Source organism: Nonomuraea sp. IBHARD001, from assembly GCF_056106265.1.
Window position 1 is genome coordinate 8653896 of record NZ_JBWBBW010000002.1, and the last position, 24536, is coordinate 8678431.

Consider the following 24536-nt stretch of genomic DNA (forward strand, 5'->3'; position numbering starts at 1 on the left):
AAATGTCCCTTTTCGACCTGCAGGGCCTGGAGGCTCCCGCGAGCGCCGACGTCGCCAGTGGCGGCAGCACTCTCACGGTACTCACGTGCCACTCCGGCAAGCCGAGCAACCTGAGCGTCGCTCTTTGCCACTGATCGGATGACCAGGTCCCGGGGGGCGTTCACCGTCCCCCGGGACCTTTCCCGACTCTGGAGGAGTCCATGCGAACGGCGGACCGGCTGATCACCAAGGCCGTGCGCGGCAGCGCGCCGTGGCCCGTCGTCCTGGCGTTCGCCGCGACCACGGGCGCGGTGGCCGAGCTCGCCCTGCCCTTCCTCATCGGCGCCGCCATCGACGACTTCGTCCGCAAGGGCTCAGGCGTCACGGTCTGGTACGCGGTGGCAGCCGTGGCCGTGGCCGTCGTCTGCGAGAGCCTCACCGTGTGGGCCCGAGGCATGAACGGCGCACGCGCCGCCGCCTGGGTACGGCACGCGGTCCTGAGCCGGGTGCTCGGCGCCGGGCCCGCGATGACACGCGCCCACTCGCCCGGCGACCTGGTCACCCGAGCCGGGCTCAACGCCGAGGAACTCGGCAGGGCGCCCGAGGCCGCGATCAGCGCCGTCTCGCTGCTGGTCCCGACGGCCGGTGCGCTCGTCGCGCTCACCCTCATCCATCCGCTGCTCACCCTCACGCTGGGGGTGGGCATCGTGCTCATCGTGCTCGTCCTGCGGGCCTTCCTACGCGTGAGCGGCGCCATCTCGGGGGCCTACCAGCAGGCACAGGGCGAGATCGCGGCCCGCATGATCGACGCGCTGGAGGGCGCCAGGACGATCGCCGCCGCCGCGACCACCGAGCGCGAGGCGCGCAGGGTGCTCGGCCCGCTGCCCGACGTGCGCGCGCACGGTCTGCAGCTGTGGCGGGCCACCGCGTCCGCCGGTGTGCAGGCCGGGGTCATGGTGCCGGTCCTGGAGATCGCCGTGCTGATCGCGGGCGGGTTCCTGCTGGCCGCCGGGCAGCTGACCGTGGGCGAGCTCTACGCCTCCGCCAGGTACGCCGTGCTCGGGGCCTCGCTGAGCGGGGCGCTCGGCTTCGTCGGGCAGCTGGCCAGGGCGCGGTCGGCCGCGGCGCGTGTGGAGGAACTGCTGGCCGTACCCGTCACCGAGCACGGGACGTCGGCCGCGGCGCAGGGGCCCGGCACCGTGGTCTTCAGCGACGTGGTCAGCGGTGAACTGCGGCTGCCGCATCTGGTCGTGCCAGGCGGGTCGCTCACCGCGGTCGTCGGGCGGTCCGGGTCGGGCAAGTCGTTGCTCGCGGCCCTGGCGGGGCGGCTGCTGGATCCCGAGCAGGGCCGTGTGCTCCTGGACGGGGTCGCGCTGCCCGCGTTGTCGCATGCCGAGCTCAGGCGGGCGGTCGGCTACGCGTTCGAGCGGCCCGTGCTCGTCGGGGCGACCGTGGCCGAGGCGATCGGGCCACCGGGCGCCGACGTGACCGGCGCGGCCGTCGCCGCACGCGCCGACGCCTTCATCAGACGCCTGCCCGACGGGTACGGCACCGCGCTCGACCAGGCGCCCCTGTCCGGAGGCGAACGCCAGCGCATCGGCCTGGCCAGAGCCTTCGCCCAGGCCGAACGCCTGCTCGTGCTCGACGACGCCACATCCAGCCTGGACACGATGACCGAACGCCTGGTCGCCGAGGCGCTCACCGGCGAACACGGCGGACGTACCCGGCTGATCACCGCACACCGGCAGGCGACCGCCGCACGCGCCGACCTCGTCGTCTGGCTGGAGGACGGCACGCTGCGCGGTCAGGGCACGCACGACGAGCTGTGGCGCGAGCCCGGCTACCGCGCCGTCTTCAGGCAGGACACGTGAGCGGGCCCGGCGCGGTGCTGCGCCACACGCTGGCGAGCAGGCCCAGGGCGCTGGTCAGGATCGGCCTGTGGTCGGTGGCCGAGGTGCTGCCCGCCTTCCTCATCGGGCACGCCATCGCCCGTGCCATCGACGACGGTTTCGCCGCGGGCCGCCCGCTGACCGGGCTGGGCTGGCTGGCGCTGCTCGGCGCCGCCTGGCTGCTGGCGGCGGGGGCCGCGCGGCAGGTCATCCTGGCCGTGGCCTCGATCGCCGAGCCGTTCCGTGACGAGTTGTTGCAGCGGGTCGTGCACACCACCCTGCACGACGTCACCGCCTCCTTCCGTGCGCCTCCTCCCGCGAGCGCGTCCGTCACCCGGATCACCCTGCAGGTGGAGCTGGCGCGTGACGCCTTCGCCGCGCTGGTCACCGTCGTGCGCGGCTTCGCCTTCACCCTCGTCAGCGCCGGGCTCGGCGTGCTCACGCTCGCGCCGGAGGCCGCGCTGCTGGTGCTGCCGCCGTTCGCGGTGGGCGTGGCGCTTTTCCTGCTGTCGCTGCCCGCGCTGGTGCGCAGGCAGCGGGCCTTCCTGCTCGCCGACGAGGCCACCACCCAGGCGATGACCACCGCCTCCTCCGCGCTGCGCGACATCGCCGCGTGCGGGGCCGAGGAGCGGGTCGGCGCCGGGCTCGGCCGGCAGGTCGACGCCCAGGCCGCCGCCGCGCGCAAGCTGGCCGGGGTCACCGCCGCGCGGACGACGGCACTGGCGATCGGCGGGTGGCTGCCCGTGGTGCTGGTGCTGCTCTGGACGCCCTATCTGCTGGAGCGCGGGCTGGCCGTCGGGGCGATCATCGGCGTGCTCGCCTATGTCACCCAGTCGCTGTCGCCCGCGCTCGGCGGCCTGGTCGAGGGCCTCGGCGTGAGCGGTGTACGGCTGTTCGCCGCGCTCGAACGCATCCTGCGCCCCGCGAGCGCCACCCCGCAGGCGCGCGAGGCCGAGCCGGACGGCGTCACGGTCGAGGCGTCAGGCCTCACCTTCGCCTACGGCGAGCACGCCGAACCCGTGCTCGACGGCCTGGACCTGCGTATCCCCGAAGGCGAGCACCTGGCGATCGTCGGACCGAGCGGCACCGGCAAGTCCACACTCGCCGCGCTCATGGCCGGCACCCTCACGCCCGGCTCCGGCGCGATCCTGCTGGGCGGCGTGCCCGCCGAACACGCGCGGCCGGACACACGCGTGCTGATCCCGCAGGAGGCCTACGTCTTCCGCGGCACACTGCTGGACAACCTGACCTACCTGGCCGACGCCGCACTGCCCGAGGTGGAGGCGGCGGTCGCGGAGCTGGGCATGGGCGAGCTCGTCGCCAGGTGCGGCGGCTACGACGCCGTCCTCGACCCCGGCGTCCTCTCGGCGGGCGAACGCCAGCTCCTCGCCCTGGCCAGGGCCTACCTCACCACCGCCCGGCTGATCATCCTCGACGAGGCCACCTGCCATCTCGACCCCGCGGCCGAGGCCAGGGCCGAAGAGGTGTTCGCCCGCAGGCCGGGCACGCTGATCGTGGTCGCGCACCGGGTCACATCGGCACTGCGCGCCCGCCGGGTGCTCGTGCTCGACGGAGCCGCCGCGAGCCTCGGCAGCCACGAGGCCCTTCTCACGACCGTGCCGCTATATGCCGAGCTTGTCGCCGGCAAGGAGCTGATCCCATGAGATACCCGGACGCCCATCGCCTGCCGCTCGTCGATCGCCCGCACGGCAGGGCCGTACCCGATCCCTATCGCTGGCTCGAGGACGCCTCCGACCCGGCGACCGTGGCCTGGCTGGCCGGGCAGGAGGCCCTGTGGCAGGAGCGTGCGACCGGGCTGCCGTGGCGTGAGGAGTGGCGTGGGCGGCTGGCCGAGCTGAGCGACGCCGGTGTGGTGACCCCGCCGGTCTGGCGCGGCGAACGGCACTTCCACGTACGCCGCTCCGCCGGGCAGGAGCACCCGGTGCTGCTGCTCGACGACGAGGTGCTGCTCGACCCCATGCGGCTGGACCCCTCCGGACTGACCACGCTCGACGACTGGCAGCCGGACCCGAAGGGCGGCCTGCTGGCCTACCAGGTGTCGCGGCGCGGCGACGAGCGCTCGGAGCTCTACGTCCTCGACACCGCGACCGGGCAGAACGTGGAGGGCCCCATCCACGGGTGCAGGTACTCCCCCATCGCCTGGGCGGCGGGCAGCGAGTCCTTCTGTTACGTGCGCTTCCGCGAGGGCGTCTACCGGCACGTGCTGGGCACACCCGCCGAGCAGGACACGCTGGTGTTCCGCACCGGCCACGAGTCCACCTACGGGCTCGGTGTCAGCGCCGACGGCCGCTGGCTCACCCTGTCGGCGGCGCCCGGCCCTTCGGCGCCGAACGAGCTGTGGCTGGCCGACCTGGCCGAGGACGACCTGCGCGAGATCCAGCCCGCAGGCCTCGCGCACAGCGCCGCCGCCGTGGGACCGGACGGACGCCTCTACGTGCTGACCGATCTCGACGCCCCCAGGGGCAGGCTGTGTGTGGCCGATCCCCGCACACCGGGCGAGTGGCAGGAGCTCGTGCCCGAGGACCCGCAGGCGGTGATGGGCGCCTTCACCATCCTGGAGGGCGGCGTGCTGCTGCTGTCGAAGGTCAGACACGCGATCACCCAGCTGGACCGGCACGACCTGGCGACGGGCGAGCGCACCGGCGCGGTGGAACTGCCGGGCGACGGCACGGTCGCCTCGCTCACCGGCAGGCCGGACGGCGGGCACGAGGCGTGGTTCCTCTACACCGACGCCGTCACGCCCGCATCGGTGTGGCGCTACGACGCCCGTGCGCACAGCACGACGCCGTGGGCCCTGGCGCCCGGTGGCGTCGCCGTACCTGGGGTGGAGAGCAGGCAGGTGACGTGCGTGTCGGCCGACGGGACCACGATCAGGGTGGTCGTGGTCGCCAGGACCGACGGGCAGGCGGGGCCGAGGCCGACGATCCTGGTCGGGTACGGCGGCTTCGGGGTGCCTCTGGTGCCCGGCTACGCGGCCGACTCGCTGGCCTGGGTCGAGGCGGGTGGCGTGCTGGCGGTCGCCGGGCTGCGTGGCGGCGGCGAGGAGGGCGAGGCCTGGCACCGGGCCGGGATGCGGGCCAACAAGCAGAACGTGTTCGACGACTTCGCCGCCGTGGCCGAGACGTTGATCGCCGACGGCCTGACGACGCGGGAGCAGCTCGGCATCTGGGGCGAGTCGAACGGCGGGCTGCTCGTCGGGGCGATGCTCACCCAGCGGCCCGACCTGTTCGGCTCGGCGGTGTGCTCGGCGCCGCTGCTCGACATGGTCCGCTACGAGGGCTCGGGGCTGGGCGCGGGATGGCGCAACGAGTACGGCTCGGCCGCGGTGCCCGCGGAGCTGGACTGGCTGCTGTCGTATTCGCCCTATCACCGGGTACGCGCCGGGGAGTGCTATCCGGCCACCCTGTTCACGGTGGCCGCCGGTGACACACGGGTCGATCCGATGCACGCGCGCAAGATGTGCGCGGCGATGCAGTGGGCCGACGCTGGCGAGGAGCCGATCCTGCTGCGTCACGAACCCGACGTCGGGCACGGCGCACGCGCCGTCAGCCGGTCGATCGCGCTGACGGCCGACGCGCTGGCGTTCCTCGCGGCCAGGACCGGGCTTTCGGACCGTGCCAAAGGATCACCGTGAGGCGTCAGATCCAGCCGGACTCACGCGCGATGCGGATCGCGTCGATGCTGCTTCGCGCGCCCAGCTTCGAGCGGGTGCGCCCGAGGTAGTTGCGCACGGTGCCCTCCGCCAGGAAGAGCGAGGCGGCGATCTCGGGGATGGAGGAGCCTTCGGCCGCCGCCTCCAGCACGTTCAGCTCGCGGGCGGTGAGCGGGGCGTCGTCGGTCGTCATCGCGGCGATGGCGAGCGCGGAGTCGACGACGGTGCCGCCGCTCGCGATCTTCCTGATGGCGTCGGCGAGCTGGTGCGAGGGTGAGGCCTTGGCGAGGAACCCGCGCACGTGGGCGTCGATGGCCCGTTTGAGCGAGCCGGGCGTGCCGACGGCGGTCAGGATGAGCACCTTGCACGAGGGCAGGTGGTCGTGCAGCTCCTGCGCCGCCGTGAGGCCGTCCTGACCGGGCATGGCCAGGTCGAGCACCGCGACGTCCGGCTTGGAGGCGCGGGCCGCGGCCAGGATGTTGTCGCCCCTGTCCACCTCCGCCACCACCTCGATGTCCGGCTCCATGGCCAGCAGCGCCGCGATCGCCCCTCGGATGAGGTCCATGTCCTCAGCGAGCAAAGTACGGATCACTGTCGTCCTCTCGCCTCAACTGGAAAGGTGTTGACCCTCATCCTGACCAAAGCGTCAGATTCTGAAAAGTCGAGCGATCGAGATGTATGACCAATAAGTGACAAAGGCGCGACTTTCGGCGGTGCCAGCTGATTTTCGGTACCGCAATCTCCGCAAATCGCAGCAATATTCGACTGCCCCAATTCACTGTCCGTCCGTACATCTTGCTGGAATATCATTCGGTTATTTGGGGCCCCTGACGGGGTGGCGCACGCCTGACGGCAGGCTTCCGGCCTGAGGTCTTCGCGAGGACGACGTGGCACGCTGGGAGACGGCCAGCATCACCCCGTCACCCGATGCCCATGGAGTCAGCCCGTGCCAGGCCCCACCCGCTTCCGGCCTCCCGATGTGCGGCGCAGGCAGATCCTCGACGCCACGACCGAGGGCCTGCTGCTCGACGGTTACGACCATCTCACGGTGAGTAGGGTCGCGGCCAGGGCCGGAATCGCCAAGGGCACGGTGTACCTCTACTTCGCCGCCAAGCACGACCTGATCCGCGCCCTGCGGGCCGATCTGTGGCAGGAGATGTGCCGCGGGCCCGCACACCTGCTCGACCGGCCGGGCCTGAGCTGGGCCGATCGGCTCGACGCCCTGGTGGCGGGATGGGTCGCCGGTGCGCGGGAGCGGCCCGCGCTGCACCATCTGCTCGTGCACGAGCGCGGTGCGAGCGGTGAGGGGGCGGACGTCGCACGCGACCTGCTGGCGGCCGTGCTCGCCGAAGGCACGGCCGCGGGCGAGTTCGACGTCGCCGATCCGGCCTTCGCATCGGCCTTCCTCCTGCACGCCTATGCCGGGCACTGCCACCATGGCGACGAGCGTGACGTCACCGCCTCCGTACAGGCGCTGTTTCGCCGGGTGGCGGGAGGCGGGGCCCGGTGAGGGCGGGCCTGTGCCTGCTGGTCGTGCTGGTGGGGTGTTCGCCCGCGCCCGCGGCTCCGACGGCTCGGCCTTCGCCGTCGGCGTCCTCGCTCTGGAGCAGTGTCAAGCCCGGTGGGCTGTCGTCCGCCGTGACCGATGTCGTGGTGACCGGGCCGAGGCAGGCCTGGGCCTCCGGGTACCGCGACGACGGCGGGCTGCTCATGCGCTGGGACGGCACGAGCTGGAGCTCCTTTCGCGGTCCCCGGCCCGGCCTCACCCACCAGGCGCTGACCGCGACGGGCCCGGCCGACGTGTGGACGTTCGACAACCACTCGGCCTGGCGCTGGAACGGCGAGCGCTGGTCGCGTGCCGAGCCGATCGGCGCCGACCACGTCACGACCGCACTGGCCGTCGGCTCGGGTGAGGTCTGGGTGTCGGGCCTGCGGGGCGAACGGCCCTTCATGTTCCACCGGACCGCCCGCGGCTGGCGCGCGACGCCGTCGCCCGAGGGGCTGCACATCGACGAGCTGGTCGCGGCCGGGCCTTCGGTGCTCTACGCGATCGGCGGGGCGGACGGCCGCGAGGAGCTGCTGCGCCTGGACGAGGGCGGGTGGCAGGTCGTGGACCTGCCCGGACAGGCGCAGAGGCTGGGTGACGTCGCCGCGCGCTCGGCCGACGACGTGTGGGTCGTGGGCAACGTGGTGGGCCAGGGGTGGACGCGTGCCGTGGCCCACCACTGGGACGGCGTGCGATGGCAGGCTGTCGAGTGTCCGGCCGAGTACATGTATCTCACCGCGGTGACCCCCGACGGCAAGGGCGGCATCTGGGCGGGCGCCCAGCCGTGGGAGTCGACCCGCAGGCTGCTGTGGCACTACGACGGCGTCCGATGGAGCTGGGAGCGGGCCCCGAAGGCGTCGGCGCCCGCCGTGTTCGACCTGGCCGCGACCCCGGACGGCACGACGGTCTTCGCCGTGGGCGGCAGCCCTTCACACGACGAGGACTCCAGCGCCTGGATCTGGACCCGCGAGCGGTGAGCGACGCTCAGGCGGGAGCCGTGGCCCGCATCCGGGTGAGGACGAGGACACACGCCAGGCCGAGGGCCAGCTCCACTCCGGCGGCGATGACGAGACCACTCACCGGAGCCCCGTCGACGACCATGCTCAGCCCCCTGGACAGCGCGTAGGCCAGGTAGAACGCCGCCCCGGTCGCCGCCGCCGCGAAGCGTAGCCGAGGCACGAACGCCCCGGCGAGCATGACCAGCCCGGCGACCAGCACGCCACTCCCGGCCGCCCGGACTTCGCTGAACATACTGGGATTAGTCCCCAGATTGATACCATTAGTCGCATAAAAGGCGACCGGTAGGAAAAGCGACGCTATCCCGATGGCTATACCGACAAGGCCAGAGATAAGTAGTATGCCGATCCGCAGTTTGGAATTGTTCATCGCGTCCACACCCCCGACGCCGCAGTAGCCGTACAGAATCCGGTGAAATCGCGCGGTTGCCTGTCGAGCGCCTCCTGCACGCCCTCGGCGAGCACGGCATTGCGGCCGTCGAACACCTCCCGGCACAGCTCGGTGAGCAGATCGGCGTAGGCCGGTCCCATGCTCGCGGTGATCCCGGCGTGGAACTGCTCGGACGTGAGGGCCGCGTAGCTCACCGGCAGGCCGGACGCCCGGGAGATCTCGGCCGCGGCGTCGTGGAAGGTGAGCAGGCGCGGGCCGGTGAGTTCGTACAGCCGGCCCGAGTGGCGGTCGTCGGTGAGCGCGGCCACCGCGACGTCGGCGATGTCGTCGACGTCGACGAACGGCTCGGCCACCTCGCCCGCCGGAAGCGCGATCACACCGTCGAGCACGGAGCCGAGCAGATGGCCTTCGGAGAAGTTCTGCGCGAACCAGCTCGTCCTGACGATCGTGTGGTCGAGACCCGAGACGCGCACGATGTCCTCGCACCGCTGGGCGTTGGCCTCGCCACGGCCCGACAGCAGCACCAGGCGCCTGACGCCCGCGTCCGCCGCACAGTTCACCAGCGTCTCGATGGCCTGCGGCGCGGCGGGCGAGGCGAGGTCGGGCACGTAGGAGACGTAGACCGACCCGACACCCGCGAGGGCTTCGGGCCAGGTGGAGGGGTCCTCCCAGTCGAAGGGCGGGTCCGACTTCCTCGACACGCCTCTGACGGCATGGCCGCGCGCCGTCAGCAGGGCGGCCACGCGCCTGCCCGTCTTACCCGTTGAACCGATGACAAGAGTGGAAGCTTTTCGCATGTCGTCCATGCTGCTCAGCCGGAGCTGGACGCACCATCACCCACAGTCCGGCCTTCTTTGCCCATCGTCCACAGCTGTGGATGACCGGTGGACGACATGCGACGATGGGAGCATGCCGAGCACTGCCCGCCGCCACCCGCCGCCGACCGACCTGCTCGGCGAGGCGCTGCACCTGCTCAGACTGACCGGCACGCTGTACTGCAGGGCCGAGCTCACCGCGCCGTGGGGCGTGGACGTGCCCAGGCTCGACGACGTGATGACCTTCCAGGTCGTGACGTCGGGCGCGTGCTGGCTCGAGGTCGAGGGCGACGAGCCGAGGTTCCTGCGCCAGGGCAGCCTCACACTGATCCCGCACGGCACCCCGCACCGCATCCGCAGCGACCTCACCGCCCAGGCCAGGCCGCTGTTCGACCTGCCCGTCGAGCCGATCAGCGAGCGCTACGAGATCATGCGGCACGGCGGGGGCGGCGAGCTCACCCACGTGACCTACGGCGTCATGGACTTCGACCACGTGGTGGCCAGGCGGCTGATCGCCCAGCTCCCCCGCGTGCTGCACATCGACAGCTGGGACGACGACGACGCGAGCTGGCTGCACAGCACGCTGCGCTTCATCTCGCGTGAGGCGCTCGCCCTGCGGCCCGGCGGCGAGACCGTCATCACCAGGCTCGCCGACGTCCTCGTCGTGCAGGCCATACGCTCCTGGCTCGACTCGGCGCCCGAGGCCAACCAGGGCTGGCTCGCCGCGCTGCGCGACGAGTACATGGGAAGGGCGCTGGTGCTGATCCACCGCTCGCCCGAACGCGAGTGGACGCTGGCCGAGCTCGCCGCCGCGGCCGGGATGTCGCGTTCGGCGTTCTCCGCACGCTTCACCGAGCTCGTGGGCGAGCCCGCCATGCACTACCTGGCCCAGTGGCGCATGCAGCTGGCCCACACGCATCTGCGCCAGAGCGACGAGCCGATGTCGCTGGTGGCCAGGCGATTCGGCTACCAGTCCGAGGCGGCCTTCTCGCGGGCGTTCAAGCGCACGTTCGGCACGCCGCCCGGTGCGGTCAGGGCGGCGGGCGCGACGGGTGCGGGCCACGGCGTGCCGCGTCAGCAGGCCGTCACGGCTTGACCTCGCGCAGCCGCCCGGTCTCGACCTCGTAGACGAAGCCGCGCACGGAGTCCTTGACCGGGATGAACGGATCGGCCTTGATCCGGGCGATCGACTGCCTGACATCGGTGTCGAGGTCGTCGAACGCCTCGGCCGACCAGTCGGGCTTGATGCCGACCTCCTCGCGGATGCCCTCCTTGAAGGCGTCGTCGGTGAAGGTCAGCATGCCGCAGTCGGTGTGGTGGATGAGGATGATCTCGCGGGTGCCGAGCAGGCGCTGGCTGATGGCCAGGCTGCGGCGCTCGTCGGCGGTGACGACGCCGCCCGCGTTGCGGATGACGTGCGCGTCGCCCTCGTTCAGGCCGAGCACGCCGTAGACGTTGAGCCTAGCGTCCATGCAGGCCAGGACGGCCACCTGCTTGGCCGGAGGCAGCGGCAGGTGGCCCTTGTCGAAGGCGGCGGCATAGCGGTCGGCATTGGCGAGCAGCTCGTCGGTGACGCTCATGAGATCCCCTCACTACGAATGGTGAACGCCACCACTTTTTCCAAGAATCCCTACATAGTCAATAGGTAATTACCTTGGGTAATCAGCCCTTGATGTGCTCACTCACCCAGTCGACGATCCTGGTGCTGTAGTCGGCACGGAAGGACGGCTTGCCGTCGACGATGAACTGGTGCGACGAGTCCGGGTACAACACCATCCTGGCCGGGACACCGCGCACCCGCAGCGCGGAGAACCACGCCTCCGACTGGCCGACCGGGCAGCGCTCGTCGTTGACCGCGTGCAGCAGCAGCGTGGGCGTGCCGACGTGCTCGACCCGCTCAAGAGGCGACTGCGCCCGCACCAGCTCGCGGTCGTCGTGCGGATGCGCGCCGAACTCGAGGCTGGCGAACACGTGGTTGAGGTCCGACGTGCCCGCCGCACTGACCAGGTCCGCCATCGGCCCCGCCACCACGGCCGCGGCGAACACGTCCGTACGCGTGGTGAGATGCGCGGTCATGAACCCGCCGTAGGAGTAGCCGCACACGGCCAGCCGCGCCGGATCGGCCACTCCCTCGATCACCAGCTGCTCGATCGGATCGAGGAAGTCACGCTCGTCGCCGTGCCCCCACGCGCTCAGATTGGCCCGGTAGAACTCCTCGCCGTAGCCGTCGCTGCCCCGGGGATTGAGCAGCAGCACCGACCACCCCCGGGCGACCAGCAACTGGTGGTAGGGATTGGCCAGCTCGACGTTCGGACCCCACGCCAGGTGCGGCCCCCCGTGCACGTCCACGAGCAACGGCCCCGGCCCGCTCACCCCGGGATCACGCAACAACCACCCGTGTACGGCGACGCCCTCCGCCGTGTTGAACTCCCGCTCCTGCGCGACGACCAGCTCCACACCGGGCAGCGCCGACGCCGTGTGCGAGGTCAGCACGCGCGGCGCGCCTCCCGCCAGGTTCAGCACCGCGATCTCGCCGTAGGACTCGGGAGTGATGAGCATCGCCGCCGCCCTGTCGACGTTCGCGGCCAGCGAGACGCCCGACACGACGAGATCGGCCGAGGCCAGCAGCGGCCTGGGGTCGCCGTCGTGCAGGTCGGCGGTGTAGACGTGCGTGCGCCCCTGGTCGGCCACGCCGAACACGACCGTCCTGCCGTCCAGCGTGACCTGGGGGAAGGCGCCGTACCAGCCGCCGACGCCCGGCCGTACGTTGCGGTCCAGGCCCGCCGTCAGCTCCACGGCCGCGCCGCCGTCGAGCGGCACCCGCGACAACGACAGATGCCCGATGCGTACGGCGGGCGCGCCCACGACGAGCAGGGCCGAGCCGTCGGGGTCCCAGGTGACGCCGTCGACGATGCCGTCGGCCGATCCCACCATCCTGGGCCCCTGGCCGCCCTCCTTCGCCTCGACCACGAAGGCGGCCGATGCCAGCGTGAGGTCGGAGGAGGTGCCGCAGGCCGAGGGATAGGCCAGCAGGGAGCCGTCGGGCGACCAGGCGGGCGTGCCGGCGTCCCGCTCGCCGTCCGTCAGCCTGCGCAGGCCGCCGGAGGCCAGGTCGAGCACGTGCACGTGCATGCGTACCGAGCCTCGGTAGCCGACGCCGTCGGCCTTGAAGCCGAGCCTGTCGATCACGAGCGGCCCGGCCTGGCCGGCCGCCGCGTCGACGGGCGCGCTGAAGGCGACGGCCTCGCCGTCCGGGCTCCACACCGGGCGGCCCGCGCCCAGCGGAAGCGTGGTGTGCTGCTCGGGGTCGCCGCCCGCCATCGGCAGCGTCCAGATCTGCGGCGGGCCCTCCCCCGCCCGCAGGAACGCCAGCCGCCTGCCGTCGGGCGACCAGGCGGGCGCGGAGTCGGCCGGGCCCGAGGTCAGGCGGCGCGGTGGCACCCCGCCGTCGGTCGGGACCAGCCAGATGGAGTAGCGGTCGGCGTCGGCGTCCCTGTCGGTGGTGCGCAGCACATAGGCGACCAGGTCGCCGTCAGGGGAGATGGCGGGCTCACGCGGCACCTCGAAGGCATAGAGGTCGTCGATGCTCAGGGGGCGGGCCATGTCCTCACCCTTTCTGTAGGTCGGTCACGATCGGCGGACGGTCTGCGGCCAGGGTGCAGGCCGCCCAGTGGGAAGGGGTCTGCAGGAGGACGAGCGGCTCCTGCTCCGCACACGAGGACAGGCGCACCGGACATCGCGGATGGAAGCGGCAGCCGCTCGGCACGGCCGTCGGGTCGGGCGGCTCGCCCTGCCGGATCTCCGGCCGCCTGCGCAACCGGGGATCGGCCTGCGGGATGGCCGAGACGAGCGCCCGCGTGTAGGGGTGCACGGGATCGGCCACGACGTCCTTGGCCGGGCCCTGCTCGACGATCCGGCCGAGATACATGACCGCGATCCGGTCGGCGTGCTGCGCGGCGACCGACAGGTCGTGCGTGATCATGAGGATGCCGAGACCGGAGCGGCGCAGCTCGTCCAGCAGGGCCAGCACACCGTCGCGCACGGCGACGTCGAGCATCGAGACCGGCTCGTCCGCGATCAGCAGGTCGGGTTCGAGTGCGAGCGCGGTGGCGATGGCCACCCGCTGACGCTGCCCGCCGGACAGCTGGTGCGGGAACCTGTCGAGGAAGGACTCGGCCGGGGTGAGCCCGGCCCGCTCCAGCGCGGCGACGACCCTGGCGTGCCGGTCGGCCGCGTCGGCGCCGATCCCGTGCACGACCAGCGGCTCGGCGACCGTGCGCCTGATTCGGAAGCGCGGGTCGAGCGACTCGTAGGGGTCCTGGTAGATCATCTGCATCCGGCGCCTGACCGGCTTCAGCGCCCTGCGGCCCAGATGCGTGATGTCCTGGCCCCGGAAGGTGATGCTGCCCGCCGTCGGCTCGACCATCCGCATCAGGGCCTGGGCCGTCGTGGTCTTGCCCGAGCCCGACTCGCCGACCAGGGCGACGAGTTCGCCCTCGCCGACGTCGAAGGAGACGCCGTCGACGGCGTGCACGACCCGCCTCGGCTCCCTGCGCACGGCCGCGACCAGCCCCCTGGCCAGAGGGAACCTGGTGACCAGGCCCTCGACTTCCAGCAACGCCGTCATACCAGTACCTCTTCCACACGGCCCGACCGCACGATGCGCCCGCCGCCCATGACGGCGATCCGCGTGCAGACCTGGGCCACGACGGGCAGGTCGTGCGAGACGAACACGACCGCGAGCCCGAGTTCGTCGCGCAGCCTCTCGATCAGTTCGAGCACCTGCGCCTGGACGATCACGTCGAGCGCGGTGGTCGGCTCGTCGGCGAGCAGCACCTTGGGGTCGCAGGCCAGCGCCATGGCGATGGCCGCGCGCTGGCGCATGCCGCCGGAGAACTCGTGCGGGTACTTGCCCGCGCGTCCCGGCGCGATGCCGACCAGCTCCAGCAGTTCGCCGACCTTGCGTGCCGCCTGCTTGCGCGTCATGCCGCAGTGCATCTCCATCGGCTCGGCGATCTGCCTGCCGATGGTGGCGACCGGGCTGAAGGCGTTCATCGCGCCCTGGAAGACCATGGCGATGTCCTTCCAGCGATGCGGCCGCAGTCCGGCCTCGCCCTGGGCCAAAAGGCTCTCGCCCGCCAGCCGTACCTCTCCCGAGACGGTGGCCGAGGGCGGCAGCAGGCCCATGAGGGCGAGGATCGCGGTGGTCTTGCCGCATCCGGAGTCGCCGACGAGACCGAGGCCCTCGCCCCGCTCGACGGTGAAGTCGACCCCGCGCAGGGCGTGCATCTGGGTGCCGTCGTCCAGGTCGAACCTGACCTGCAGACCGGCCACCTCCAGCAAGGGCCCGCTCATCGCTCGACCCGGAACGTACGCACCGACAGATGACCGCCGCGCAGCCGTGGATTGAGCCGTTCCTCCAGCGCCCTGCCGATCAGCGTGCACGAGACGATGAGCACACCCACGGCCAGTCCGGGCGGCACGATGGCCCACCAGGCGCCTCTGGACAGCGCCTGGCCGTCGAAGGCGTTCTGGATCAGCCGTCCCCACGAGACCGCCGAGGGGTCGCCGAGACCGAGGAAGGCCAGTGCGGTCTCGGTGAGGATCGCGTTGCCGACCGCGAAGATCGTCAGGGTGGACAGCAGCGGCACCGTCTGCGGCAGCACGTGGTGCAGGACGACCCGCAGGTCGCCGACGCCGATCGACTGGGCCCGCTTGACATAGACCCGTTCCCTGACCGTCATCGCCTGGGCGCGTACGACACGGGCCGTCCTGGTCCACGACAGCAGACCGATGATCAGGATCACACTCGTCAGGCTCCTCCCCCACACGGTGGCCACGATCAGCAGCAGCGGGATGTCGGGGATCACCAGCATGTAGTCGGTGACCCGCATGGCGACGGCGTCGACGCGCCCGCCGAAGTACCCGGCCAGCAGGCCGATCGCCCCGCCGACCACCATCGCGATGGCCGCGGCGGCGAACCCCACGAGCAGCGAGGTACGCGCGCCCCACAGCAGCAGCGTCGTCATGTCGATCCCCGCGTCGTCGAGGCCGAGCGGATGGGCCGACGACGGCGGCGCGTAGACCGCGCCCACCTTCTCCCCCACGTCGTAGGGCGAGATCACCGGAGCGAGCAGGCCGAGCAGCACGATGGCGCCGAGTACGGCCAGCCCGAGCGCACCGCCCGGTTGCCTGCGCGCCGCTCGCAGCGCCACGGTCGCGGTGCTCATGTCGTCACCCTCGGGTCGAGCCGCCGATGCAGGACATCGGAGGCGAGATTGGCCAGCACGATCGTGACCGTGAGCAGCAGGAACCCGCCCTGGAGCACCGGGTAGTCCCGGTTGCGCACGGCCTGGTAGAGCTCAAGCCCGATGCCCGGATAGGAGAAGACGGTCTCCACCAGCAGCGCACCGGCCACCAGGTACCCGGCGTTCAGGAAGATCATCGTGACGATCGGCGGAAGGGAGTTGCGCAGCGCGTAGCGGCGCATGATCTGCCAGCTCGACAGCCCCTTGGCACGGGCGGTGAGAATGTAGTCCTCGCCCAGCGACTCCAGCAGCGACGAGCGCACGATCAGCGCCCAGATGCCGCACCAGACCAGCCCGATGGCCGCCGCCGGGAGAATCATGTGCTCGGCCCTGTCGGTCAGCACGTCCCACCAGGAGGGGTCGCGGAACCTCAGATACGGATCGGAGACGCCCGCCGCGGGAAGCAGATCGCCGAACAGCAGCAGGAGCACCAGGCTCACCCACTGCACCGGCAGCGCGGAGAGGAACAGCGAGACCGAGACCGGCGCCCAGTCGGCCACCGTGCCCCTGCGCCAGGCCGAGACGATCCCGGCGACCATGCCGAGCGCGAGCCCGAGCGTCATACCGAGCACCAGCATGGGCAGGGTGTTCAGCAGCGGGCCCGCCAGCTCCTCCCAGACCGGCTGACGGGTCTGGAAGGAGGTGCCGAGATCGCCTCGCACGAGGTCCTGCAGGTACAGCAGGTACTGCTCGGGCAGCGACCGGTTCAGCCCGAGCTCCTGCCTGAGGTGCTCGCGGAAGGTCGCACTGCACGTGCTGCACGCTTCGTACTGCGACGACGCGTCACCCGGCGCCGCCCGGAAGATGATGAAGTTGATCGTCGCCGCGATCCACACCGTCACCAGGGCGAACACCAGTCGTCTGGCAAGGTGTTCGCTGCGGCTCATCGTCAGCCCTCGTTCCTGTGCGCCTGGGTCCAGAGGTCGGTGCCGTAGCGCTGCGGCTCGATGCCGGTCCACGACTTGGACACGATGTGCACACTGTCGGGGTGGTAGAGCGGCAGGGTGGCGCGGGCGTCACGGACCACCATCTGCTGCATCCGCTCGACGATCGCCTTGCGCGCGGCCACGTCGACGGTGACGCGCTGCTTGGCGTAGAGCTCGTCGTAGGTCTTGTCGCAGTATCCGGCGAAGTTGGAGTCGTTCCAGGCGTCGCAGGTGTAGATGCGCAGCGGCAGGTTCGGGTCCGGGTCGAGATAGCTCCAGAAGGAGAAGGCGAAGTCGAAGTCGAGGTACTTGCCGTCGGGCGCCGTGACCGTCTTGGTGTACTCCTCGGTGATCTCCGGCTTCAGCGTGACGCCGATGGCCTTGAAGTTCTTGGTCAGGATCTCGGCGACCCGGCCGAGCTCCCAGACCACGAGGGAGTACTCCATCTTCTTGCCCTCGGGCGTACGGCGGACGCCGTCGGCGCCTCGCTCGTAGCCGAGGTCGTCCAGCGCCTTGTTGGCACGTTCCGGGTCGTAGGCGTCGGCGGCCAGGGCGCTCGGGATCCAGGCCTCCTGGGAGGGCACCACGATACTGCGGCCGGGCTTGCCGAAGCCGCTGAGCTCGACCTCGATCAGCTCGGGCCGGTCGATGCCGAGCGAGAGCGCCTCGCGTACCTTGACGTCCTTCAGCTCGGGGTGGTCCGGCTTGGCCGGGTTGGAGTTGATGTTGAGCATCGCCACCGCCGTCGACGGCGCCCGCAGCACGGACACACCGGGCGCGCCCTCGACCGACTTGGCGATCGTCGGGCCGTCGGAGTAGCCCCAGGCGAGGGTGTTGCCCGACTTGAGCGCGCGGGCCAGGCCCTCCTCGTTCTCGTAGACCTCGAGGCCGACCGCGTCGACCTTGGCCGGCTCGCCGTAGTACCCGGGGTTGCGCTCGAAGATCGTCGCGCCGGTGCCGTTGAACTCCGTCACCGTGAACGGGCCGCCCGCCACCATCGGCAGCTTGTCCTCGGGATGGAAGGCCATCAGGTCCTTGCCGTCGTTGCCCGCGTGCGCCGACCACACGTGCTGGGGCAGCACGCTGAAGTAGGCCAGCGAGCTGAGCGAGCCCGCCGCGAGCGGATCGGCGTAGGTGACCACGAACGTCTGCGGATCGGGCGCGGCCACCGACTTCACACCGTCGAGGGCGAAGGCCACCAGCCCGGCGGCGCCGTCGGCGTACTTCAGGATGGTCTCGGCCGTCCACACGGCGTCGGCCGAGGTGAGCGGCTTGCCGTCGGACCAGGAGCCCTTGCGGAGCTTGAAGGTGTAGACCCGGCCGTCGGGCGAGGCGCTCCAGCTCTCGGCCCAGGCGGGCTTCACCTCCGAACCGTTGAGCTGGATCAGCGAGGGGTAGATCATCTGGCGGGCCAGCCACGAACCGAACAGCGTGCCCGTCATCGGGTTGAGCGATTCCAGCCTGCCGAGCTCGGCCGTGACGCCGACCCTCAGCACTCCGCCGGTGACGACCTCGCTCTGCGCGGCCGGTTTCGGCGCGCTCGAACATCCGACGGTGAGCACGGCCGCGACGGCGAGCGCTCCGATCGGCCTGAGCCATGTGGACATGACATTCCTCCTTTCCCGCCGGCCGTTACCACGCGGCCAGCGGTCCTGCAGCCTTGACGTTGATCCGGATCATCGGTTCGAGCAGGTAGGACAGCGGGGTCTCGGTGATCTCCACCACCCGCACGGAGTCGGGGTCTGCCCCCGCCTGTACGGCTCTGCGCACGGCCATGTCGCCTGCCTCCTCGACGGCGGCACGCCTGCCGTCGCCCGCGGGCGTGAGCGTCTCCCATCGGCCGCTGGCCAGGGCGATCGCCGCACCGACCGCGTTGGCCACCTCGCCGCGTTCGGGCCTGAGCACCTTGGAGGCGCCGGGCACACTGTCGGGGATGAGGAAGGAGCCGCCGCCGACCGCGACCAGAGGCCGGTCGGTACGGCCCAGCGACATCCGCTCGACCGCCGAGCCGATCATCTCGTCCGAGACGCCGAGCGCGGCCTGCAGCAGCGCCCTCGTCTTGGCCGAGCGCTGCGCCGGAGCCGTCCTGCCGACCGCGCCCCGGCCGCTCAGCACGGCCGCGTCGGTCAGCGTCGGGGTGGCGCCGCCGAACACCAGGCCCTCGGTCGCGATGCGGTAGCCGACGGACGACGGGCCGACGGCGGGGGCCTGCGGGGAGCCGCCGAGCACGGTGCCGCCGCCGACGGCCAGGCTCAGGATGTCGGGCATCCTGAAGTTCGTGGTGATGCCGCCGATGTCGACGGCCAGCGCCGACTCCCGGGGGAAGCCCCTGACCAGGACGCCGAAGTCGGTGGAGGTGCCGCCCACGTCGGCGACGATGGCCTCCTCGACGCCCGCCAGGAAGGCGGCGCCCCTGATGGAGTTGGCGGGGCCGGAGCCGATGGTGAGCACCGGGTAGCGTGCGGCGTAGTCGAGCGACATCAGCGTGCCGTCGTTCTGGGCGAAGAACGCGGCGGCTTCCAGGCCTCTGTCGTCGAGGACCGTGGTGAGCGCGTTGGTGACGTCGCCGGCCGCGCCGTACAGGGCGGCGTTGAGGACGGTGGCGTTCTCGCGCTCCATCAGGCCGAGTGCGCCGATCTCGTGGCTCATCGAGACGGGCAGGTCGGGGCCGAGTTCCTCCGCGACGATCGCGGCGACCCTGAGCTCCTGGTCTGCCACGGCGGGGCTGAACACCCCGGTGACCGCGATCGCCTCGACCCGGCCCGCGAGCGAGCCGAGGAAGCGGCGCACGTGCGACTCGTCCAGGGGGGCGATCGGCCAGCCGTCGACGAAGTGGCCGCCCTCGACGATCACCGATCCGGCGACGACGGTCTCGGCCAGGTCGGCGGGCCAGGTGGTGAGCGGGGGCACCGCGGTCGTCGCCGGGGCCCCGATCCTGATGACACCGACCCGGCCGAGGCCGCGCCGCTGCAGGATGGCGTTGGTGGCGTGCGTGGTGCCGAGCATGACCCGGCCGACCCTGGCGCTGTCGGCGCCGAGTTGGCCGAGCACCTCCGACAGTGCGGCACGCATGCCGCCTGCCACGTCGGCCGTCGTCGCCTGCTTGGTCCACGCGATGATCGAGTCGGACCTGTCGAGGACGACGGCGTCGGTGTTGGTGCCCCCGACGTCGACCCCGACCTTCAGGTCGCGGGCGGAATCAGATGCCGGCATGCTGGAGCTCCTCCACGGGGCGGTAGGCGATGTCGTAGCCGAACGCGGCGGGTCCGGCGATCTCCAGGCCCTTCGGCGTACGCCAGAGGGGGTCGCACGGCCAGGCCAGCACGCTGACCCGCTGGCCGTACCTCAACATCTCGGTGGAGATCGCCGTCGCGGTCTGGGTGTCGACGATGGTGATCAGGTCGGGCACGCTGGCGAGGACCTCGCCGTCTTCCAGTGCGACCAGGTTCTCGTTCTGCAGTTCGACGCGGAGCATGCGGCCCCTTGAGCCGTCGGTGCCCTCGATCACGACAGAGCCGTGCACGAAGCCGCCGCCGGTACGCCGCTCGACGTCGCAAATCTTGCCTTCGATCAGGTGGTGCGCGCCCAGCTGGGCGCGGAGTGCGGCGAGCGGGTCCGTGGCGCCCTCGACGCTGCGGCCGATCGCCATGGCGGCCGAGACGCTGCCCTCGATCACGGCGCCCCTGGCCTGCGCCGCGGTCATGATGTAGCTGGCCATCAACGACGTCGCGCCGCTGGCCACACACAGGGCGCGGGCCTGGCGCTCGGCCCACACCGCGTTCCTCGGGCGGAGGGTGGCGACATTGCCCACCACGTCCGACATGACGACTACCTCGATGACCCGGCCCGCGACGTTCATCGAGACCATCTGGACCTCGGGGAAGGCCCGGCCCATCCCGTCGGCGTCGAGCAGCGGCAGGCCGACCTGCGCCGCCCACGCGACCGGCTCGACGCCGTTGCTCCCGCCGATCTCGGCCGACATGACGGCGGCGACCTTGCGGCCGAGCACACGCTCGACCTCCTCGCACAGCCGTTGCGGCTGCTCAAGACTGCCGAGCATCTCGTGGCTCACGGTCGGAGCGCCGATGCCGGACAGCGGCACGATCAGGTCGTCGTCGGCCAGGTCGTCCAGACCGATCACCTGGACCGGCCCGTAGCGCCTGATGGCCTGCAGCGCACTGGGCACCGCGGTCTCGACGGCTCCTCCGCCGCCCGTTCCCAGCACTGCGCATCCGCGAGCGAGTGCCGGCAGTTCTGCCTCGTTCAGCTGCATGTCGACGACTATCCGCCTACCGGCAACCAGAACCAATATGCTCTGGCCCCAATGGTTACCGGTCATACTGTGGCCATGACACAGTCATCGCCGCCCACGGTGGCTCACCTTCTCGCCCATCCGGTGCGATTCGGACTCACGCTGCTGGCCGGTCCCGGCACCGGAAGGCCGATCGAGAAGGTCACCGCGGTCGGGTCGCTGCCCGGCGTCGCGCGTGCGGCCGAAGGCAGTCTCGTGGTCATCCTCGAACCGCCGGGCGCCGCACCGACCGGCTACGAGGCGGACGTGGCGATCAGGCACGCCGCCGACAGGGGCCTGGCGGGCATCGTGCTGGCCGCGCCCGTACGGCTGCCGGTGACCTCGCAACATCTGGCCAAGCGCGCCGAGATACCGGTGCTCGGCTCACAGGTCGCCCAGGACGGCGCCGAGCTCCTCCTGCAGATCGACCGGTATGTGCGCGGCGGCGCCTCCGACACGCTGGCGCGGGCCGCCGCCGCCATCAAGGCGGGCCAGGACGCCGCCGCGGGCGACTACGCCGACCCGGTCGCGGCCGTGCTCGCGGCGGCGGGCGACGCGCTCGGCTGCACGGTCGAGCTGCGCGAGAGCCCGCCCGACGACCCGCGTGCGCCGGGCGCGGTCGTGATCGGCGAGCAGACGGTCGCCGAAATCGTCGCCGAGACACACGACGAGGCGGCCAAGGTGGCGCTGCCCGCGCTCGCCGCCCTGATCGCCAGGGTCAGGCAGAACGAGCTCAACAGGCGGTTCGCCGCGACGATGACGAGAGCCGAGCTCATCGTGCAGATCGTCATGGCCGAGCGCGCCCAGCTCCCCCAGCTCAGCGCGCAGGCGCAACGCTCGGGCCTGCCGGTGCAGCAGACGCACGTCGCGGCCTGGATCAGGATCGAGACGGCCGACGGCAACGCGGTCGGCCCGTTCAGGCAGCGTCAGCTCATCGGCGCGCTGGAACTGCTCGCCCTGCAGGCGCTGGACGCCAGGCCCGGACTGTGGCACGTGGCGAGCTTCAGCGGCGACCTAGTCGTGGTCTGCACCGACGCCTCGGGCGGCGCCGCCATGTACGGCAGGGTGCGCCAGGAGATGCGCACGCTGCTCGCCGCGCTGATGGAGCGGGGCGACGCGCTGATCACCGTGGGCATGGGCACGCCGCAGACCGGGCCCGAAGGGCTGCGCCAGTCGGCGGCCGAGGCCAGGGTCGCCGCCGACTCGGCCGCGGTGGCGGGCAGGCGCGGCACGATCGCCGACACCGACGCAAGCGGCCTGCGGCGCATCCTGGCCGACCTCTACTCCTCGCCGCTGTCACGCGGCCTGCTGACCGAACTGCTCGCGCCGCTCGACGCGCTCGGGCCCGAGCGGTCGCTGATCGGTGTGGTGACGCTGTCGGCCTTCCTCGACGCGCAGGGCTCGCCCACCAAGACGGGCCGAGCCCTGCATCTGCATGCCAACGCCGTGGCCTACCGGCTGCGCTGGATCGTCGAGGCGCTCGACGCCGACCTCGACGACCCCGATGTGAGATTCGCCCTGCAGATGGCCTGCAGGGTCAGGCTGCTGGGAACGTGAACGGCGTGGCTCACACGCCCTTGCGCCAGCTCCAGCCGCCCGCCAGCATCGTGGCCGAGACCACCGTCGCGCGCAGGGCGGCTCCCGAGGCCGTGTAGGGGTCGGTGTCGGCCACGACCAGGTCGGCGACGTCGCCCTCGGCGAGCACCGCCCGGCCGGTCCTGGTGGAGGCGGCCAGCGCCGCCGCGATCGGCATCTGCTGCTCGGGATGCCACGGCTCGCGCTCGTCCCTGCTCCGGTCGACGGCCGCGGCCAGCGACACCCACGGGTCGAGCGGCGCGACGGGCGCGTCCGAGCCCAGTGCCAGCGGCGCTCCGGCCTCGTACAGGGCGCCGTAGGGGAAAGCCCTGTCGGTGCGACCGGCCCAGTGGTGGTCGGCCACGTCCCGGTCGTCCATGGCGTGCTCGGGCTGCACACTGGCCACCACGCCGAGCTCGGCGAACCTGTCCAGGTCCGAGCCGCTCAGCAGCTGGGCGTGCTCGATGCTGCCGTGCGCCCCGACGAGTTCGAAGGCGTCGAGCGCCAGCGTGTTGGCCTTGTCGCCGATCGCGTGCACGGCCGGGCGCAGGCCGTGCGACCAGGCCCTGCGCATGAGCGGGACCAGCTCGTGCGGCGGGACGACGAGCATGCCGTAGGGGTGTTCGTGGCCCTCCCTGCCCGGATACGGGTCGTGGCAGTAGGCCGTGCGGGTGTTGAGCGAACCGTCGGTGATCACCTTGAACGGGCCCATCTCCACCAGTCCCGACGTGCCGGGCAGGACGTCGCCCGTGCGCAGGCCCCTGGCGATGGCCTCCTCCAGCCTGGCCGGCCACACGCCGCACGACACGCGCAGCGACCTGTTGCCCGCCCTGACCCTGCGTACCCAGGAGTCCAGGTGCCAGGGCGCCTCCAGCTCGACCACGCCCACGACACCTCTGGCGGCGGCCGCCGCACTCGCGTCCAGCGCCCAGGCGTCGAGCACCGAGGCGGGCAGATCGGCGATGTCCTGCGAGACGGCCTGCCATTCGGTCTCGCGCAGGATGCCGGTCGGGTGCTCGCCGTGGCCGTAGTGCCCGGCGGCCGCCGAGTTCAGCCAGCAGCAGTGCAGGTCGCCGCTGACCAGGACGATCGGCACGTCGGAGGAGACGGCGTCCAGCATGTCGCGGTGCGGCTCGTCGCCCCACAACGCGTCCCTGAACCCGTAGCCGACCAGTGCGAGCCCCGCCTCCGGCGGCTTGACGGCCAGCCGTTCGGCCACCAGTCGCACGGCGTGCGCGGCCGACTCGGCTGCCGACAGGTCGAGCCGTTCCCTGGCCAGCGTCCACTGGTCGAAGTGCACGTGGAAGTCCCACAGGCCGGGAAGCACCGTGCGCCCGTCGACGTCGACGACCTCCCAGCCGGGCTCGGGCGTGATGCCGGGTGCGATGAGCGCGACGCGCCCGTCCGACACCAGCACGTCGGCGAGCGCGTCGCCGGGGCCGAGCCTGGCCGAGCGCAGCAGGGTCTTGGTGTCGTCGTTCATCGGCTCTGCCCCTTCGTCCACACCTTGCGCATCTCGTCGGCGAGTGCCGGATTGCGGTAGTGCTCGTCGGTCTCCAGCGCCTCGATGACGCGCCGGGCGGTCTGCTCTGGCTTGTCCTGGCTCAGCTTGGCCTTGCCCAGCACCCGGCCCGGCCGCAGCCTGAACCCGGCCACCCCCTTGGCGACGGGCCCCGCGTAACCGTCGTCGAGGTGGTACGGCTCGGGCCGCACGTGTTCGAAGCGGTCGACGGTGTCGGTGAGCACCTGGTAGGTCTCGTCGGCGTCGAGCAGCTCCGGCGTGCCGTACAGGTGGACGGCCAGGTAGTTCCAGGTCGGTACGGCGGGAGCGCTCCAGCCGTACCAGCCGGGCGACACGTAGCCGTACGGGCCGGTGACGACGAGCAGCACCTCGTGCCTGCCGAGTTCGTGCTGCGCGTCGTCGGGCCTGCCGAGGTGGCCGACGACCGACAGGCCGGGCCCCTCCTCCAGCAGGACGGGCAGGTGCGAGACGACGGGACCGCTCGTGGTCGCGCTGACGAGCATCGCCCAGGGGTTGGCCGCGATGAGCTCCCGGATGCGCCGGTCGTCGTCGAGCAGGTAGTCAGGGTTGTGTCGCACGGCGATGTCCGTGGCTCTGGGTGCACA

The 24536-nt window shown here is 71.8% G+C and carries 22 protein-coding genes; 8 read left to right on the forward strand and 14 right to left on the reverse strand.

Translation table 11 applies throughout. The annotated features are described in order from the left end of the window. Window positions 1–2 precede the first annotated feature (2 nt). The 4 genes from ACTWNK_RS40800 (at window position 3) to ACTWNK_RS40815 (ending at window position 5523) form a co-directional block, all read left to right on the forward strand. Window positions 3–134, forward strand: a complete 132-nt coding sequence (locus ACTWNK_RS40800) for a SapB/AmfS family lanthipeptide (protein ID WP_474310327.1) — start codon at window positions 3–5, stop codon at window positions 132–134. Between the two features lie 66 nt (window positions 135–200). Then, window positions 201–1850, forward strand: coding sequence for an ATP-binding cassette domain-containing protein (locus ACTWNK_RS40805; protein WP_474310328.1), 1650 nt, complete (start codon window positions 201–203; stop codon window positions 1848–1850). Beyond that, window positions 1847–3532, forward strand: a complete 1686-nt coding sequence (locus ACTWNK_RS40810) for an ATP-binding cassette domain-containing protein (RefSeq protein WP_474310329.1) — start codon at window positions 1847–1849, stop codon at window positions 3530–3532. The genes ACTWNK_RS40805 and ACTWNK_RS40810 overlap by 4 nt, the downstream gene beginning before the upstream one ends. Further along, window positions 3529–5523 (forward strand): prolyl oligopeptidase family serine peptidase, encoded by a 1995-nt coding sequence (locus ACTWNK_RS40815; protein ID WP_474310331.1) that lies wholly within the window; start codon window positions 3529–3531, stop codon window positions 5521–5523. The genes ACTWNK_RS40810 and ACTWNK_RS40815 overlap by 4 nt, the downstream gene beginning before the upstream one ends. 4 nt (window positions 5524–5527) lie before the next feature. On the opposite strand, the gene ACTWNK_RS40820 is transcribed toward ACTWNK_RS40815, so the two are convergent. After that, window positions 5528–6133 carry a response regulator transcription factor gene (locus tag ACTWNK_RS40820; RefSeq protein ID WP_474310333.1) on the reverse strand — a complete coding sequence of 202 codons (606 nt, stop codon included), beginning with the start codon at window positions 6131–6133 and terminating at the stop codon, window positions 5528–5530. 354 nt (window positions 6134–6487) lie between these two features. On the opposite strand from ACTWNK_RS40820, the gene ACTWNK_RS40825 reads away from it, so the two are divergent. After that, window positions 6488–7051: a TetR/AcrR family transcriptional regulator gene (locus ACTWNK_RS40825; protein ID WP_474310335.1), complete on the forward strand. Its 564-nt coding sequence runs from the start codon at window positions 6488–6490 to the stop codon at window positions 7049–7051. Next, complete coding sequence (locus ACTWNK_RS40830; protein WP_474310336.1) at window positions 7048–8064, forward strand: hypothetical protein; 1017 nt, start codon at window positions 7048–7050, stop codon at window positions 8062–8064. The genes ACTWNK_RS40825 and ACTWNK_RS40830 overlap by 4 nt, the downstream gene beginning before the upstream one ends. Before the next feature lie 7 nt (window positions 8065–8071). Here the strand turns inward: ACTWNK_RS40830 and ACTWNK_RS40835 are convergent, their stop codons facing one another. Continuing rightward, window positions 8072–8473 carry a DUF4345 domain-containing protein gene (locus ACTWNK_RS40835; RefSeq protein WP_474311132.1) on the reverse strand — a complete coding sequence of 134 codons (402 nt, stop codon included), beginning with the start codon at window positions 8471–8473 and terminating at the stop codon, window positions 8072–8074. Next, a complete protein-coding gene (locus tag ACTWNK_RS40840; RefSeq protein WP_474310337.1) occupies window positions 8470–9291 on the reverse strand; it encodes an NAD(P)H-binding protein in 822 nt (273 codons plus the stop codon). The genes ACTWNK_RS40835 and ACTWNK_RS40840 overlap by 4 nt, the downstream gene beginning before the upstream one ends. Window positions 9292–9403: 112 nt before the next feature. Between ACTWNK_RS40840 and ACTWNK_RS40845 the strand changes: the two genes are divergently transcribed. Continuing rightward, the gene (locus ACTWNK_RS40845; RefSeq protein WP_474310339.1) at window positions 9404–10405 is read left to right on the forward strand and encodes an AraC family transcriptional regulator; all 1002 of its coding nucleotides are present in this window, start codon (window positions 9404–9406) and stop codon (window positions 10403–10405) included. Here the strand turns inward: ACTWNK_RS40845 and ACTWNK_RS40850 are convergent. The 9 genes from ACTWNK_RS40850 to ACTWNK_RS40890 all read right to left on the reverse strand — a co-directional run bounded on the left by ACTWNK_RS40850 (window position 10395) and on the right by ACTWNK_RS40890 (window position 20816). Beyond that, window positions 10395–10889, reverse strand: a complete 495-nt coding sequence (locus ACTWNK_RS40850) for a beta-class carbonic anhydrase (protein WP_474310340.1) — start codon at window positions 10887–10889, stop codon at window positions 10395–10397. The genes ACTWNK_RS40845 and ACTWNK_RS40850 overlap by 11 nt on opposite strands. An 82-nt stretch (window positions 10890–10971) precedes the next feature. Then, a complete protein-coding gene (locus ACTWNK_RS40855) occupies window positions 10972–12912 on the reverse strand; it encodes a S9 family peptidase (protein ID WP_474310341.1) in 1941 nt (646 codons plus the stop codon). 4 nt (window positions 12913–12916) lie between these two features. Then, on the reverse strand, window positions 12917–13936 hold the full coding sequence (locus ACTWNK_RS40860; RefSeq protein WP_474310342.1) for an ABC transporter ATP-binding protein: 1020 nt from the start codon (window positions 13934–13936) through the stop codon (window positions 12917–12919). Then, window positions 13933–14664 (reverse strand): ABC transporter ATP-binding protein, encoded by a 732-nt coding sequence (locus tag ACTWNK_RS40865; protein WP_474310343.1) that lies wholly within the window; start codon window positions 14662–14664, stop codon window positions 13933–13935. Before ACTWNK_RS40865 ends, ACTWNK_RS40860 begins: the two co-directional genes overlap by 4 nt. Next, window positions 14661–15539 carry an ABC transporter permease gene (locus tag ACTWNK_RS40870; protein WP_474310345.1) on the reverse strand — a complete coding sequence of 293 codons (879 nt, stop codon included), beginning with the start codon at window positions 15537–15539 and terminating at the stop codon, window positions 14661–14663. The genes ACTWNK_RS40865 and ACTWNK_RS40870 overlap by 4 nt, the downstream gene beginning before the upstream one ends. Further along, window positions 15536–16504: an ABC transporter permease gene (locus ACTWNK_RS40875; protein WP_474310346.1), complete on the reverse strand. Its 969-nt coding sequence runs from the start codon at window positions 16502–16504 to the stop codon at window positions 15536–15538. The genes ACTWNK_RS40870 and ACTWNK_RS40875 overlap by 4 nt, the downstream gene beginning before the upstream one ends. Window positions 16505–16506: 2 nt before the next feature. Then, window positions 16507–18150: an ABC transporter substrate-binding protein gene (locus tag ACTWNK_RS40880; protein ID WP_474310347.1), complete on the reverse strand. Its 1644-nt coding sequence runs from the start codon at window positions 18148–18150 to the stop codon at window positions 16507–16509. 25 nt (window positions 18151–18175) lie between these two features. Further along, window positions 18176–19756 (reverse strand): hydantoinase/oxoprolinase N-terminal domain-containing protein, encoded by a 1581-nt coding sequence (locus ACTWNK_RS40885; protein ID WP_474310349.1) that lies wholly within the window; start codon window positions 19754–19756, stop codon window positions 18176–18178. Further along, on the reverse strand, window positions 19743–20816 hold the full coding sequence (locus ACTWNK_RS40890) for a DUF917 domain-containing protein (protein ID WP_474310351.1): 1074 nt from the start codon (window positions 20814–20816) through the stop codon (window positions 19743–19745). The genes ACTWNK_RS40885 and ACTWNK_RS40890 overlap by 14 nt, the downstream gene beginning before the upstream one ends. Window positions 20817–20891: 75 nt before the next feature. Here ACTWNK_RS40890 and ACTWNK_RS40895 point away from each other — a divergent pair, with 75 nt between their 5' ends. Next, window positions 20892–22391: a PucR family transcriptional regulator gene (locus ACTWNK_RS40895; protein ID WP_474310352.1), complete on the forward strand. Its 1500-nt coding sequence runs from the start codon at window positions 20892–20894 to the stop codon at window positions 22389–22391. A gap of 10 nt (window positions 22392–22401) precedes the next feature. On the opposite strand, the gene ACTWNK_RS40900 is transcribed toward ACTWNK_RS40895, so the two are convergent. Beyond that, window positions 22402–23892, reverse strand: a complete 1491-nt coding sequence (locus ACTWNK_RS40900) for an amidohydrolase (RefSeq protein WP_474310354.1) — start codon at window positions 23890–23892, stop codon at window positions 22402–22404. Next, the gene (locus tag ACTWNK_RS40905; protein ID WP_474310355.1) at window positions 23889–24509 is read right to left on the reverse strand and encodes an FMN-binding negative transcriptional regulator; all 621 of its coding nucleotides are present in this window, start codon (window positions 24507–24509) and stop codon (window positions 23889–23891) included. The genes ACTWNK_RS40900 and ACTWNK_RS40905 overlap by 4 nt, the downstream gene beginning before the upstream one ends. Between the last annotated feature and the right edge of the window lie 27 nt (window positions 24510–24536).